Origin of the sequence: Enterocloster bolteae, from assembly GCF_002234575.2 — a bacterium.
Lineage (GTDB): Bacteria > Bacillota > Clostridia > Lachnospirales > Lachnospiraceae > Enterocloster > Enterocloster bolteae.
The window spans coordinates 337,127-351,755 of record NZ_CP022464.2 but is presented as its reverse complement, the minus strand read 5'-3'; the positions used below and the strand labels follow the sequence as shown (position 1 = coordinate 351,755).

Below are 14,629 nucleotides of genomic sequence, written 5' to 3'. Positions count from 1 at the left end.
AGGTAAGAATGGCTATGCTGCTGATTAAAAACGGACTTATTCATAATGCGGTCGACCGGAATCCTTTTATCGCTGATATTCTGGTGGATAACAAAAAAATCGTGAAAATTGAGCCGGACATGTTCTGGGATGGTGCAGAAGTATACGATGCGGCAGGATCTGAGATATATCCAGGCTTTGTAGAAGCCCATGCCCATACCGGTTTGTCCGGCTATGGCATTGGCTACGAAGGACATGACTATAATGAACTGGGAGATATTATTTCTCCACAGCTTCGCGCCATTGATGGAATTGAACCCAGGGATGAAACCTTGCTGGAGGCGCGAAATGCAGGTGTAACAACCCTCTGCGTAGGCCCTGGCAGTGCAAATGTTCTGGGCGGTACCTTTGCTGCCATCAAACCCGTTGGGTGCAGGGTGGAGCAGATGTGTCTTAAAAAAGAAGCTGCCATGAAGTGTGCCTTTGGTGAGAATCCAAAGCGTAACTACAAGGAGAAAGGGAACTCCAGCCGCATGACCACTGCTGCCCGCCTGCGTGATGTTCTTTTCAGGGCCAGGGAATATGAGGCAAAACTGGCTAGTGCCGGCGATCATATAGCAGACCGTCCCCCCTTTGATATGAAACTCCAGGCCATGCTGCCGGTGCTCCGGAAAGAAATCCCGCTGAAGGCCCACGCCCACCAGGCAAATGACTTTTTTACCGCTCTTCGTATCGCCAGGGAGTTTGATGTCGATATTACACTGGAACATGTCACGGAAGGGCACCTGGTCGCAGAAGAACTGGCAAAGGAAAACGTAATGCTGGCTGTGGGACCCACGCTGGGCCATGCAAACAAGTTTGAGCTGAGAAACAAAACCTGGGACACGCCTGGCGTACTGGCGGCCCGGGGCTGCCATGTTTCCATCATTACTGATGCTCCCTTTATCCCTCAGCAGTATCTTGCTCTCTGCGCAGGCCTGGCGGTCAAGGCTGGGATGGATGAGTTTGAAGCTCTGAAAGCCATAACCATTCATCCCGCTGAGCATATTGGTGTGGCTCACCGGGTAGGCTCCCTGGAAGCGGGTAAAGATGCGGATATTGTGGTGACCGACGGAAATCCCTTTGATATCCAAACCAATATCCTTTCTGTATTTATTGATGGAAGGCAGGTGTTTTCCTGTAGGAGATAGCATTGCTGTGATACTGTCTTTCCTTCAGGCACAGACATTTCTGCTGCATATAAAAAATCCAGAGACAGTCCTCAAAAGGGGTAACGTCTCTGGATTTCGTTTCTTTAATCTTTTAATCATCTCTCATCCTGCCCGGCATCACGATACACCTTAATGGCCTCCGTAATATTAGACGCTGAACCGTCCTGTATAAATCTGGAAAGCTGTACCAGTTTCTCCGGCTGCAGGAACTCCCTGCCCAGGTACGGGCCGTAGGTATCTGTAATACGTATATTCTGCTCCTTGATACTGCCCTCCAGGCTGCGCAGATCCGCAGAAACCTGGTCCAGTTCCTGCTTAAGCCTGTCCAGATTTTCCTTGTGGCTGGCTATGATTTCATCTGAAATAATGGTTTTGGTCACATTTTCAAAGGTGCTCAAAGCATCCTTTTTTCTGGAAGCGATTTCCGACAGCTCCTGCTCCACACAGGCAATCTCATCGTCATATTTTTCAAGGTCATATATATCCTCGTTGCCGTCTCTTTGAATGGTTTTGGTAATAACCTTTATCTTCTTCTGATTGGACCTCAGGACGTTGCGGATATCCCGTCCCCTCTTGAGAGTGTCCTGGTGACGAAGCCTGGTCTTGTTTCCAATCATCACATAAACCCCGCCGAACAAAAGGACATCCGCAAAATACACAGCCGCCAGATACCAGATAACCCTCTGAGGAATCAGGAAATAGATGCCGCAGGGAATCCCCAAAAAGAAGATTATCAGGGTAAGCAGGAATATCATGGTCTCCTTAAATCCTCTGGGGTAATACAGGGCATAATAAAAAGTAGTCCCACACCAGGCGGGCACCCTGTTCTTCTGGAACAGCGTCCTCAGCTGTACCTTCAAATCCCGGTTATGTTCCCGCAGTTCGCTGGTCTCCTCTGCAATCCGTTCCTTCATTCCCTGACTCTTGGCCTTCTCCCGCTTTGCCCTGGCCTTCTTAAGACGTTCCTGTCCTTTTCCAATCTCCTTATCGTAGCTGGAGTTAATCTCATCCAGACGCTTCCTGATAGTCTGGTTCACGGAGTCAGCCACAGCCTTCCTGGCAGCCTCAAGCTCCCGCTCTTTCCTCTCTTCTTCATCCGCCAGCTGGCCGGCCGTATTCTGGTCACAGTTAAGACGGTACACTGCATCCCTGGCATCTGCCAGGAACTTTACATAATCCGTAATTGCCTGTCCCACCTGCATTTCCTCCTTATGGGAACATTTGTCATTACGTATAGCTTACTACAAATAGTTCCCATGGGCAAGTGATGTTACAAAAAATTCAAATATGGCCGAAATATGACAAATCCAGGCATAAACGTTTTCCCTGTTCTTTATTTTTCTCCAGCGGTATGTACATCTTATGGCTTCATTCCTACACCTTGAAATAATTTTAGATTGTAATGCTGTTTAACAATATTTTTGAACAATTATCTTACTTCCATCCCTTCGGAAGATATTTTTTGGTTCCGTCCAGCATATCCCTTACAAGCTGTCTGATATCCTGTTCTTTACACTTCCTGCCTTTAACCTGGGGATCATTCATAAAAGCCCGGACCACCAGTTCCTCATTACAGGTAAGTGCTGCTTCCAGTATGGCCTCATGGTTCTCCACCGCCGGCATAATAAGTTCCCTCACACACTCAGGCAGAGGCCCGGCCAGAATGGGGCGGATGGCATTTCGCTCAAATACGGCGTTTGTCTCCACCACTGCTTTTGCTGGAAGATTTCCAATCTGCAGGCCTGTATTGGGTATGTTCACGTTGCTGACCACCCGCTCCAAACCGCAGAGCGCTTTGATGAGAAGAATTCCTTCCTCCCCCGAGGGCTCTAAATTAATCTCCTCCTCACCATTTAAAAGCCTGCGGCTCTTTTCAAGCCTGTTTTCCAAATCCTCCTTACGCCAGTCCACAGAAGTCAAGGCAAATTTCCATTTTTCCACTGTCTCAGGATCCTTCAGATATTCATTCCCCGGCATAAACTCAGCCAGATGCCGGTCTCCGGCTGCGGCTATGAGACCATAACGCCTGAACAGGTCAAATTTCACCCTGTGCGCACAGGCAAAGCATGCATTAGCCCAGTTGGTATCACGCTCCGCATAACCCTCCTCAAAATGTTCATCCACATATTTCCTGTACATGGGGAACAGGTCGATTCCCTTGTAAGATGCATAGTCAAACCATGTAAAATGGTTGATACCCAAAACATTTACCTGGATATCCTTCCTGTCAATGTGCTTAAGCCCCAGAACATCCTCTGCAATCCCCTTTAATACCTTCTGGGTGCCGAATACTTCATGACAGCATCCAAATGCCTTAATCTGCGGAAAGACGTGGTACAGCGTCTTTACACACAAGGACATGGGATTGGTATAATTGATAACCCAGGCATCCGGGGCATATTGTCTGATGGCTTCTGCAAATTCTACATATATAGGAATGGTGCGGAGGGCTCTTATCATACCTCCCGGCCCAGCCGTATCACCCACGGACTGGCAGATTCCAAGACGCTCCGGCATATGAACATCCACCGCCATCTCGTCAAAGGTTCCGGGAAGAATGGAGATAACAATAAAATCAGCTCCTGTCAGGGCCTCTTCCATGCTCATGCAGGTCCTGTATATCCATTTACCTACTGTTTCTTTTCTCTGGGACAGGTGGTTTCCAATTGTCTCATTGGCCTTTGCGGCCTCTGTATCAATATCGTACAGCCGTATAGTTCCCCTCATCCTTGGCTCCATAGCCAGGTCTGTCATAAAAGTTCTGGCCCATCCCCGGGAACCGCCTCCTATGTATGCAATCTGCACGTCCCTTACCACATCATTTTCATAAATCATTTCAAATACCTCCCTTTCTTTCATGTCTTTTCATTGTACGCTTTTTTCTTTTCCATCCTTTTCTATACTGGACATTATAAATAAATTTAGTATAATTATCTTATTCTATATTGATTAGTTTCAGCTATATTCAACTTATATTTACTATAATTACAACAATTGCGGCGGACGGACGATTGCCGCGGACGTAATGACATCTTAACGAATAGGTAAATAAATATGTGAGGCCAGGAGAATCATGGAACAGATCTTATATGCTGAAAAAACAGACGGCATAGCCATAGACCGCATCCGCAGGGAGGCAGCCTTTACCATGCCCTGTAAACATCTCCATAATGAATATGAGATATACTATCTGCTGGAGGGACAACGGTATTATTTCATTGACAGAAGGACCTACCATGTCACAGGCGGAAGCCTTGTGTTCATTGACAGAAACCAGATTCATCAGACCAGCCAGGCCGGCCCCGGCAGCCATGAGAGAATCCTTATATCTCTGGACCAGAATCCCTTTTCAGATTTCCTGGCATTTACAGGGGAAATGTCTCTGGAAGGCTTCTTCCGCCGTAATTCCGGCATTCTTAACCTGGACAAGGAGGGACAAAATCTGGCTGAATACCTGCTGGACGGCGCAGCAAAAGAACTGCATGAAAAAAAGCCGGGATTCCGGCATATAACCATGTCTAAGCTGTCCCAGCTGTTTATTCTCGCCCAAAGGCACATGTCAGGTCCTTCCTCCCTGTCTGCGGACCTTCCTCTTTCCACCCAGCCTAAACATAGGAAGGTGGACGAAGTTGCCTCCTATATCATTGACCATTATGATAAAGCCCTGTCCCTGGAGATAATTGCGGCTCATTTTTATGTCAACAAATGTTATCTGAGCCGTATATTCAAGGAAGCATCCGGATTCACTGTCAATGAATATATTAATATGATACGAATTCGCCGGGCCAGAGAACTTTTATCCAACACTTCCATGAGCATCACAGAGGTATCGGAATCTGTTGGATATGAGACCATTACCTATTTTGAACGGGTGTTTCACCAGTACACCCAGACCTCGCCTTCCGGATACAGAAAGCAGTACACGTTTTAAAAATGACTTTTAAAACATCAGAATAGATGTTATACTAAAACATCATAAAACCGATGCAACAGACTCGCCAAAGGAGAAACGCTATGTTCAGAATGTGGGGAAAGATTATGAAAGACAACCATCTGGTCAGGGACACGGTAGCATGCATATCTGACTACTCTTTGTCCAGGACACAGATGGTCTTTGATTCTTTGGATTCCATCTGCTATGAGTTTGATCTGGGGAAACCAATCTGGCTGGATTCTTCTGTTAAAGAATTCCAGCTTCACGACAAGGTCCGTTTTACCCAGGATAATTTCATAGAATCCATTGATTTTGATTTTTTGGAAATACAGGTAATTGAGGAGTAACGTATCTCCTAACATTTCTCTGGTTCTAGTGTTCCGCCATGTGACAGCACACCTGATGGCCAGGCGACACCGTATATACCGGAGGCTCCTGACGCCTGCATATGTCCTGAGCCATCAGGCAGCGGTTTGCAAATTTGCAGCCGGGCTTGGGATTGATTGGGCTGGGTACATCTCCCTCCAATAGAATCCGCTCCCTTTTATATCCATACTTGGCAATGGGAACAGCAGACAGCAGTGCCTTTGTATACGGATGCACGGGATTCCTAAAAAGTTCCCTGGAATCACATATTTCCACCATCTGGCCCAGATACATTACAAGTATCCGGTTGCTGATATGGCGCACCACGCTCAGGTCATGGGATATAAACAGATAGGTTAACCCCATTGTGCTCTGAAGCTCCTGGAGCAGGTTAAGTATCTGGGCCTGTATGGATACATCCAGGGATGACACCGGTTCATCACATATGATAAACTCCGGATTCAGGGCCAGCGCCCTTATGATTCCCACCCGCTGGCGTCTTCCCCCATCTAATTCATGGGGATAGCTGTTAAACAGTTTTCTGCTCACACCGCCCTTGGCCATTAAATCCAATACCCTGTCATTAATCTCCCCTGACGGATATGTCTTATGTATGCGCAGCGGCTCCGCTATGATCTGACCAATGGTCTTTCTGGGATCCAGGCAGGAATACGGATCCTGAAATATGATCTGCATTTTCTTTCTCAAACTCTGCATCTTCCTGTTATCATAGGAAAGTATATCCTCTCCCTGATAAATGACCTGACCATCTGTATGGGGAATCAGGCGCAGGATCACCCTTCCTACCGTTGACTTCCCGCATCCGCTCTCCCCAACAAGCCCTAACGTCTCCCCCTTATCTATATGGAAACTCACATTATCCACTGCATGGAGCGTACCTGCCGGCACCTTAAAATACTTCTTCAAGTTGTGAACCTCTAAAATCGTATCACTCATACCAGTTCTTCCTTTCCGTATAAATGACATTTTACAGTGTGCTCCCCGCCTATGGACATGTCCTTTGGATCTGTTGTCCTGCATATATCCATGGCCTTGTCACATCTCGGACAAAATTTGCATCCTGCGGGCAAATCCATGGGGTCCGGCATAGAACCCCTGATTACGTGAAGCATCGCGGACTCCTCTGACTCAATATCCGGAAGACATCCAAACAGGCCCTGTGTATATGGATGGGACGGCTGTTCAAAAACCTCCTGTATCGTCCCCTTCTCAATAACGCACCCTGCATAGACCACTACCACATAATCTGCAATCTCCGCCACAACCCCCAGTGCGTGGGTTATGAATATTGTGGAAGTCTTATATTTCTCCTTCAAGCCCTTCATTAATTCCAGAATCTGGGCCTGAATGGTCACATCCAAAGCAGTTGTGGGCTCATCCGCAATCAGCAGCTGAGGATTACAGGACAACCCCATAGCGATACATACCCTTTGCTTCATACCTCCTGAAAACTCGTGAGGATAGTTTGTGAGGCGCTCTCTTGGAATACCCACGATTTCCAGCATATCACCGGCCCTCTTCCATGCCTCCTTCTGGTCAACATTCTGATGCTGTTTGATGACATCGCTGATTTGATGCCCCACTGTATAAACCGGATTTAAGGATGTCATGGGATTCTGGAATATCATTCCTATTTTCTTTCCGCGGTACTGGCACATGGCCGACTCATTCAGCTTCAACAGATCCGTGCCCTCAAACAGGATGGAACCAGATGTGATGACACCAGGCGGGTTTGGTACAAGACCCATGACAGACAGGGCCGTGGTCGTCTTACCTGCCCCAGTTTCCCCCACAAGCCCCACGGTCTTTCCCTTGGGCACATCAAACGACATATGGTTGATTGCCTTCACCACTCCGTCATATGTGCGGAATTCAATGCTTAAATCTTTTATCTCAAGCAGGTTTTCGCTCATATCCTTCTCCCCTTTCAGCGGCTCCCTGACAATCACAGGTCAACCGCACAAATCTTTCAGGCTCAAGCCTGTGTCTTTTTTGCCAGATAATATGGCAATGCTGCCGATGTGCGGATTCCTTTAAAAAATCCGTCCAGCACCATACTTTCATTAGGCGCATGGTTCTTCTGATCTGCAGCAGCATAAGGAATCACAATACTGGGTACGCCAAGATGTCCGGTGAACACAAAGTCAGGTGCAACGCCTCCGATTCCCGGGAAAATGACAGGTTCTTCATGGAACCCCTCGCGCAGTGCCTGGGCTGCCACTTCCACATATGGGTGGTCCACTGGTGTCCTGGACGGAGTAACCATACCATAATGTTTAAGCTGGGCATCCTCAAACCCATGGTTGTCCAGATGACGGCGCAATGTCTCGTATATCTTGTCCGGAGTCTGTCCCGGAACAAGACGCATATCAATCTTCACCACCGCCTCCCTCGGCAGCACGGTCTTGGAGCCATTGCCGGTAAAGCCTGAGGATATACCCGCAATATTACAGGTAGGTTCGAATATAAGGTTATAGTAGAAATTATCTGACTTTCTTCCCTTTATAAAATGGTCTACACCATATTGCTTCTTTAAAACTTCGTTGTCTGAAGGGATTTTTGATACTGCGTCTATCTCCAGCTGGTTCAGCGGCCGTACATCATCGTAAAACCCATCAATGGTAATATTGCCCTCTGCATCCCGCATCGTATTCAGAAGCTTAACCATCCTCCAGGCAGGATTCTGTATACAGGTGGCCATCATGGAATGCAGGTCTGTCTCGGCTTCCCTTAATGTAATCTCCACATAACACAGTCCTTTTACACCCAGATTAATCTGGGGCCTCCCGCTCTCATGATAATGGCTGTCCGAATAAAAACATACATCACATTTTAACAGCTCTTTATGGCTTTCTACAAACGGAAGCAAATCCGGGCTTCCGATTTCTTCCTCTCCTTCAAAAAGGTATTTTATATTGACAGGAAGCCTTCCCTTTACTTCCGCCCATGCCTGTGCAGCTTTGATATGAGTGAATAGCTGGGACTTATCATCCGATACTCCTCTGCAGAATATTTTCCCGTCCCGTATGGTTGGTTCAAATGGTTCGCTCTCCCATTCCCCTAAGGGTTCCGGCGGCTGCACATCATAATGGCCGTATACCAGCATGGTGGGAAGGGTTTCGTCTTCTATACGTTCCCCGTATACAATTGGATGCCTGTCCGTGGGATAAATGGATGCCTTGATTTTGCTTTTCTCCATGATTCCGGCAAGAAGCTCTGCACATTCCTTCACCCCTTCATCCCGGGTACTGATGCTTTTACACCTTAAAAATGTAAATAATTCCTCTAAATATGCATCATGATGCTGCTCTATGTACTCGAATATCTCTTTCATTCCATCGCCTCTCATTAAACGTTTGTTTTATCAATCACTCTTAAGCTTGGGATCTAAAATATCCCTTAAGCCGTCACCAAACAGGTTGAGTCCCAATACCAGGAAAAGAATTGCCAAACCAATGATACTGGTCACATGAGGGGCCACCAACAGATATTGACGTCCGCTGGACAGCATTGCACCCCATTCCGGTGTGGGAGGCTGGGCACCGATTCCCAAAAAACCCATCCCTGACGTAGTCAAAACTGCATTTCCGAAATTCAAAGTAGCCAGAACAATTAAAGGCGACATGATGTTTGGCAGGATATGTGACACTATGATACGGAAATTATTGGCTCCCAAGGCTTTCGCCGCCTCAATATACTCACCATTCTTAATGGCCAGTGTTTCACTTCGTGCCATACGGGCAAAATTCGGCACTGTATAGATTGACACGGCCATAACCGCATTGGTCAGATTTGCTCCCAGTACCGCCACAAACAAAATACACAAAAGCAGCTGCGGAAATGCCATCAGGACATCCATAATACGCATCAACATGAAATCCATCTTCCCCCCATAGTAGCCCGATACGATTCCCAGGGGCACTCCTATAAAAAATGCTGCTATAACTACCGTAACGCCAATTCCAATTGAAATCCTGGCCCCATATACCAGTCTGCTCAGGATGTCGCGTCCCAGCTCATCCGTTCCAAGCAAATGCCCTTCTATGGTGCCCGGAGCTTTCAGCATAATACTGAAGTTAGCCTCTTCCGGGTCATATGGGGCAATCCACGGTGCCGCAATTGCTATAGCCACATATAGCAGTACAATCACCAGGCCCAGAACAGCGATTTTTCTCTTTTTAAAATTATGCCAGAAGCGCTTGATCTGATATGATTTGGAAATCTTGATATCTGCCTGTAAAGCGCCTCCCGCTTCTAAATTCTCTGTCTTATCCGGCATTCGTCTCCCTCCCATCAGGACAATTTGATTCTTGGATTGATGACTGCATACAAAAGGTCTACAATCAGATTAACAACCACAAACGATGCGGCAATTACCAGTATGGCTGATTGTACCACCTGAAAATCCCTTGCCTTTATTGATGTCACGATTAAATCCCCCAGACCCGGCCATCCAAATACCTTCTCTGTAATAACTGCACCACCAATTAAAAGGCCAAACTGTAGTCCGGCGACCGTCACAATGGCGTTCATGGCATTCTTTAATGCACATCCGAATATGACTTTTCGTTTGCTGAATCCCTGCGCCCTGGCGGTCTGGATGTAATCCTGCCCTAATATTTCCAGGGTGCTGGACCGTGTCATACGGGCAATGGTCGCCAGGCTTCTGGATGAAAGCGTAACAGTGGGAAGGATCAGACTCAAAGCAGTGGATTGGGGTGTAATGGGAAGCCATTGAAGCTTGACACAGACAACCAGCATAAGCATCAGACCCAGATAAAATGCCGGCGTGGAAAGGCCTATGAGGGCCAGAAACATGCATAGATTATCCCATATGGAAAACCGTTTCACCGCTGACAGCAGTCCAATCCCCACGCCGCCTATGATTGCCACAATGGTAGATGTGGCTGCCAATAAAAGAGTATTGGGATAACGTACTGCCAGTTCTTCCGCCACAGGCCGGCCAGTTCTTGTAGATGTGCCGAAATTCCCCTGAAGGATACCCCCAACATATTTAAAATATTGCACGTACAGAGGCTTATCATATCCGTACGCTACCCGAATTCGCTCCACGTCCTCTGTTGTAGCCTGCTCACCTGCTATCAGCCGGGCCGGATCGCCGGGCATCATATGTACCATGAGAAATACTAATAGGGAGACTACAATAACCACTGGAATCAAAGACAACATTCTTTTAAAAATATATTTTGCCATTGACCGCCCTGTTCCTTTCTTAACCTTCCTCCCCCGAATGCATCCGGGGGAGGAAACCATTTTTTATTACGTTTTCAGATTACATTTTTATATCACGTTTTTATCCCTTTACTTTCTGGCCAGATATGCCAGTTCAATTGTCTCATTTGGATAAATTACCAGACCAGATACATCTGCTCTTGTTCCGAATGTCTGATTCTCATAATACAGTATGATGGATGCCCTGTCCTCATGGATGATATCCTGCATCTTATACAGCAGTTCCTTACGTGCATTTTCGTCTGCTGTGCGCTGCTGCTCTTCACATACCTTGTCGTATTCAGGATTGGAGTAGAAGGTATAGTTCTGAAGCTCACCTGTCCTGTAATTGTACATAAGATCCTGGGCCAGATCTCCGGTTGCGCATCCCTTTCCCAAAAGGAAGATTTCCGTATCTCCGGCAGCAGCTGCCTCTGTATATGCGCCCCAGTCCAGAACGTTGACCTCTGCTGTGATTCCCACCTGTGACAGCATGGCCTGGATAGCTTCCGCAACCTGGCGGTCCATTGCATATCTTCCTTCAGGTGTATTTATTTTTGTGGTAAATCCATCCGGATAACCGGCCTCTGCCAATAACTGCTTTGCTTTCTCAGGATCGTATTTATAATCGTCGCCAATTCCCTGTTTTGCATTCTGAATCGAAGAGGAAATAACTCCTGTAGACGGGTATGTCACATATCCCCCTAAAATACCATTGATGATGGCGTCACGGTCAATTGCATAGTCAATTGCCTCGCGGACCTTCAGATTTGCAAGCTTCTCATCCTGGAAATTCAGCCCCAGATAAATAGTGCGGTAGCCTGGAACCATCTCAATCTCAACATTCGGATCACTTTGAAGCTCGTCTACTAAAACACTTGGAATATTAGCTGCAACATCTGCATCACCGGTCTTAAGCATCATTGCCCTGGCTGAATCCTCTGCAATAATTTTAATGTCAATGGTTTCTGCCGTTGCCGCCTTCCCCCAATAGCTTTCGTTTTTCTCTAAGGACATGGATGTTCCCGGAATCCATTCCTTTAATTTGAGAGGGCCGGTACCTGCTGCATGAGTGCTGTAATCCTTTCCATACTCCTCCAAGGCTTTGGGACTCATCATGCCTGTGCTGTACGTACTGACCATGGCCGGAATCACAGCGCAGGGCTGGTCCAGAATAAATTTAATTTCATAGTCATTTACAATATCAAAATCCGAAATCATGGTCACCAGGGATGACTTGGGGGAGCCTGTCGCAGGGTCCTTAAGGCGCTCAATATTGTATTTCACTGCTTCTGCATTAAAAGGTTCGCCATCGTGAAATGTAACACCCTCCCTTAACTTAAAGGTCCATTCTGTGGCATCCTCGTTGGGAGACCACTCCGTTGCCAGTACTGGCTGGAAATTACCTTCCAAATCTCTTTTCACCAGATTCTCATGGATCTGAACAGAAACACGGCCGGTATTTGCATCACTCATCAAATGGGTATCCATGGTAAGGGGCTCCGTACCTATAACATACGTAAAATGATTGCCGCCCGACGATTGGCCGGTTGACGAGGGGACTGTTGTATCGGTTGTGCCGGCTGCACCGGCTGTCTCCCCTGTACTTGTCTGGTTACTGGCTGTCCCGGAGCATGCGCTCAAAACAAACAGGGACGCGATTGTCATTGCGAAAACCTTTGCTGTTCTTTTTTTCATTGTCATTCCTCCTGTGTATTTTATTTCAGAGCCGGTTAGGGCCTTTCTTGGATACTTATATAACTAGCAAATCACATGCCAACATATCTATAATTACACAATTTGTTATAAATTGCTATAAGCTGCCATTAAATTATGACTTATTGGGTAGAATTATTTTTCAAATCTTTCTTGTATTTTTCGCAACAGTGTTGTAGTATTGAAGCAACGTTGCGTGCATTGCATCATCCAGGAGGCACTTTATGCTGATAAATATTATTTTTATTATCCCTTACCCTGAATTAGAGGAGAAAGTCAACAAAATATTCCAAAACCACCCCCTCCGCGCGCGGCTGAGAAAGAGAATTGAGATGCGCACAGCCGACGAGCTCGAAACATTTTCATTTAATGCCCACAGCGATGTCATCATAGCCCGTGGTTACACGGCCTGCGGCCTGCGAAAGATGACCCCCGAACTTCCCATCATAGAACTTCCTATTACGGCGTATGATCTGATTCGGGCTCTCAATGAGTGTATCACGCTTTACTCACCAAAGAAGGTGGCATTTATTGGAAATTATACGGCTCTGGCTGAGGCGGATGAGCTAGGCAATTTTGTTAATTGTGATATTAAAAGCTACCATTCAGAATCCACGGACGGCATTACCAGGGCAATAGACCAGGCTGTGGCTGATGGTTATACTGCCTTCATTGGAGGATATTCCGTCAATTTAATCTGTTCTCAGCGGAGACTTCCCTCCGTCACCATACGCACGGGCAATGAGGCCATTACCAGGGCGTTGGACGAGGCTGTGCGTACCGTGGATGTGGTCCGCATGGAGCGTGAACGTTCTGCAATGTTCACAACCATCACCCAGACAGCCATGGACGGGGTCCTGTATGTGGATATACAGCAGACCATAAAAATTTGTAATCCCGCTGCCCTGAAGATGTACACAGGACCCAAAAAGAAGCTTCAGGGACTTTCCCTGCAGTCCGCCTTCCCATTCCTCTCAGAACCGGTTTCCACTGTCATAAGCACTGGCACAGAGCTTCCCAATCAACTGATACGCTGGAAGAACTACACCATCAATGCCACCATCCATCCGGTTATCATTAACAGCCGCATCACTGGTATCGTGGTGACCTTCCAGGATGTAACACAGATTCAGCAGGTGGAGATTCAGATACGTAAGAAGATGACCGATAAAGGGCTTAATGCCCATTACCACTTTAATGATATAATTCATGAAAGTCCGGAGATAGATTATGTAATCGAAAAAGCAAAAAAATTTGCATCTGTCTCCTCAAATATCCTTATAGAAGGGGAAACCGGTACCGGAAAAGAGCTGTTTGCCCAAAGCATACATAATGCCAGTACCCGCTGCAACGGTCCCTTTGTGGCAGTCAATTGTGCTGCACTGCCGGAAAACCTGCTGGAAAGTGAATTGTTCGGATATGTGGAGGGGGCGTTTACCGGCACTGCCAAGGGCGGAAAAACCGGTCTCTTTGAGCTGGCCCACAAAGGAACTCTGTTTCTGGATGAAATTTCCGAAATCCCCCTCAGCATTCAGGGAAAACTGCTTCGCGTACTCCAGGAACATGAGGTCCGAAGGGTAGGCGGGGACCGGGTAATCTCTGTAGATGTGCGCATCATCGCTGCCACTAATCACAGCCTAAGCCGTATAACGGAGCAGGGACGATTCCGCCAGGATCTCCTTTACCGCCTGAACGTATTGAAATTATTCCTGCCTCCGCTTCGCAGGCGATGCGGAGATACCAAAATTCTTTTCCTCCATTATTTAAATCTATATTACCGGCAATTGGGCAGAATCATCCCCCATGTGGCCACAGCTGCCATCCAGATGCTGTCTGACTACCACTTTCCAGGGAATATACGTGAACTGAGAAATGTCACGGAACGGCTGGTTGTTATATGCATGGATAAGGAGGAAATTACCGCCGATGATATGCGTGAGGCACTGCACCCCGAAGAACTGCCCGTGAAATTCCAGTCCACGGATATGCCTATTCCGCCGTTCTACCAGGACGGGGAACGGGAATTTCTGATTCGGATATTAGAAGAATCAAATTATAATCAGACACTGACGGCTGAGAAACTTGGAATCAACCGAACAACACTGTGGAGGCGCATGAAAAAACATGGTATACGGCGCCCCTGAGACAGCCGCCAATGCAGCATAAATTA

Annotated in this window: 12 protein-coding genes; 4 read left to right on the top strand and 8 right to left on the bottom strand. The window is 47.0% G+C overall.

What is annotated here, in order from left to right; translation table 11 throughout:
• The first annotated feature begins 8 nt into the window (after positions 1-8).
• The gene (locus CGC65_RS01755; RefSeq protein ID WP_002566337.1) at positions 9-1,169 is read left to right on the top strand and encodes an amidohydrolase; all 1,161 of its coding nucleotides are present in this window, start codon (positions 9-11) and stop codon (positions 1,167-1,169) included.
• A 116-nt stretch (positions 1,170-1,285) separates the two neighbouring features.
• Here CGC65_RS01755 and CGC65_RS01750 read toward each other — a convergent pair whose 3' ends face one another.
• A complete protein-coding gene (locus CGC65_RS01750; RefSeq protein WP_002566338.1) occupies positions 1,286-2,386 on the bottom strand; it encodes a hypothetical protein in 1,101 nt (366 codons plus the stop codon).
• Between the two features lie 238 nt (positions 2,387-2,624).
• A complete protein-coding gene (locus tag CGC65_RS01745; protein WP_002566339.1) occupies positions 2,625-4,025 on the bottom strand; it encodes a family 4 glycosyl hydrolase in 1,401 nt (466 codons plus the stop codon).
• A 238-nt stretch (positions 4,026-4,263) separates the two neighbouring features.
• Between CGC65_RS01745 and CGC65_RS01740 the strand changes: the two genes are divergently transcribed.
• Both CGC65_RS01740 and CGC65_RS01735 read left to right on the top strand, forming a co-directional pair.
• On the top strand, positions 4,264-5,121 hold the full coding sequence (locus CGC65_RS01740; protein ID WP_002566340.1) for a helix-turn-helix domain-containing protein: 858 nt from the start codon (positions 4,264-4,266) through the stop codon (positions 5,119-5,121).
• Between the two features lie 83 nt (positions 5,122-5,204).
• Positions 5,205-5,471 (top strand): hypothetical protein, encoded by a 267-nt coding sequence (locus CGC65_RS01735; RefSeq protein ID WP_002566341.1) that lies wholly within the window; start codon positions 5,205-5,207, stop codon positions 5,469-5,471.
• 25 nt (positions 5,472-5,496) lie between these two features.
• Here the strand turns inward: CGC65_RS01735 and CGC65_RS01730 are convergent, their stop codons facing one another.
• The 6 genes from CGC65_RS01730 to CGC65_RS01705 form a co-directional block, all read right to left on the bottom strand.
• On the bottom strand, positions 5,497-6,447 hold the full coding sequence (locus CGC65_RS01730) for an ABC transporter ATP-binding protein (protein WP_002566342.1): 951 nt from the start codon (positions 6,445-6,447) through the stop codon (positions 5,497-5,499).
• On the bottom strand, positions 6,444-7,424 hold the full coding sequence (locus tag CGC65_RS01725; protein ID WP_002566343.1) for an ABC transporter ATP-binding protein: 981 nt from the start codon (positions 7,422-7,424) through the stop codon (positions 6,444-6,446). The genes CGC65_RS01730 and CGC65_RS01725 overlap by 4 nt, the downstream gene beginning before the upstream one ends.
• Before the next feature lie 62 nt (positions 7,425-7,486).
• Positions 7,487-8,845 (bottom strand): M20/M25/M40 family metallo-hydrolase, encoded by a 1,359-nt coding sequence (locus tag CGC65_RS01720; RefSeq protein ID WP_002566344.1) that lies wholly within the window; start codon positions 8,843-8,845, stop codon positions 7,487-7,489.
• A 30-nt stretch (positions 8,846-8,875) separates the two neighbouring features.
• A complete protein-coding gene (locus CGC65_RS01715; RefSeq protein ID WP_002566345.1) occupies positions 8,876-9,790 on the bottom strand; it encodes an ABC transporter permease in 915 nt (304 codons plus the stop codon).
• 14 nt (positions 9,791-9,804) lie between these two features.
• On the bottom strand, positions 9,805-10,725 hold the full coding sequence (locus CGC65_RS01710) for an ABC transporter permease (RefSeq protein WP_007035986.1): 921 nt from the start codon (positions 10,723-10,725) through the stop codon (positions 9,805-9,807).
• Positions 10,726-10,833: 108 nt separating this feature from the next.
• Positions 10,834-12,441 (bottom strand): glutathione ABC transporter substrate-binding protein, encoded by a 1,608-nt coding sequence (locus CGC65_RS01705; protein ID WP_002566347.1) that lies wholly within the window; start codon positions 12,439-12,441, stop codon positions 10,834-10,836.
• A gap of 242 nt (positions 12,442-12,683) precedes the next feature.
• Between CGC65_RS01705 and CGC65_RS01700 the strand changes: the two genes are divergently transcribed.
• Positions 12,684-14,603, top strand: coding sequence for a sigma 54-interacting transcriptional regulator (locus tag CGC65_RS01700; RefSeq protein ID WP_002566348.1), 1,920 nt, complete (start codon positions 12,684-12,686; stop codon positions 14,601-14,603).
• The last annotated feature ends 26 nt before the right edge of the window (positions 14,604-14,629 follow it).

Bases quoted from the DNA above. Each gene is read 5' to 3' on its own strand.
- CGC65_RS01755 (WP_002566337.1), top strand. From the start codon at position 9: ATGGCTATGCTGCTGATTAAAAACGGACTTATTCATAATGCGGTCGAC.
- CGC65_RS01745 (WP_002566339.1), bottom strand. From the start codon at position 4,025: ATGATTTATGAAAATGATGTGGTAAGGGACGTGCAGATTGCATACATA.
- CGC65_RS01740 (WP_002566340.1), top strand. From the start codon at position 4,264: ATGGAACAGATCTTATATGCTGAAAAAACAGACGGCATAGCCATAGAC.
- CGC65_RS01735 (WP_002566341.1), top strand. From the start codon at position 5,205: ATGTTCAGAATGTGGGGAAAGATTATGAAAGACAACCATCTGGTCAGG.
- CGC65_RS01730 (WP_002566342.1), bottom strand. From the start codon at position 6,447: ATGAGTGATACGATTTTAGAGGTTCACAACTTGAAGAAGTATTTTAAG.
- CGC65_RS01725 (WP_002566343.1), bottom strand. From the start codon at position 7,424: ATGAGCGAAAACCTGCTTGAGATAAAAGATTTAAGCATTGAATTCCGC.
- CGC65_RS01720 (WP_002566344.1), bottom strand. From the start codon at position 8,845: ATGAAAGAGATATTCGAGTACATAGAGCAGCATCATGATGCATATTTA.
- CGC65_RS01715 (WP_002566345.1), bottom strand. From the start codon at position 9,790: ATGCCGGATAAGACAGAGAATTTAGAAGCGGGAGGCGCTTTACAGGCA.
- CGC65_RS01710 (WP_007035986.1), bottom strand. From the start codon at position 10,725: ATGGCAAAATATATTTTTAAAAGAATGTTGTCTTTGATTCCAGTGGTT.
- CGC65_RS01705 (WP_002566347.1), bottom strand. From the start codon at position 12,441: ATGAAAAAAAGAACAGCAAAGGTTTTCGCAATGACAATCGCGTCCCTG.
- CGC65_RS01700 (WP_002566348.1), top strand. From the start codon at position 12,684: ATGCTGATAAATATTATTTTTATTATCCCTTACCCTGAATTAGAGGAG.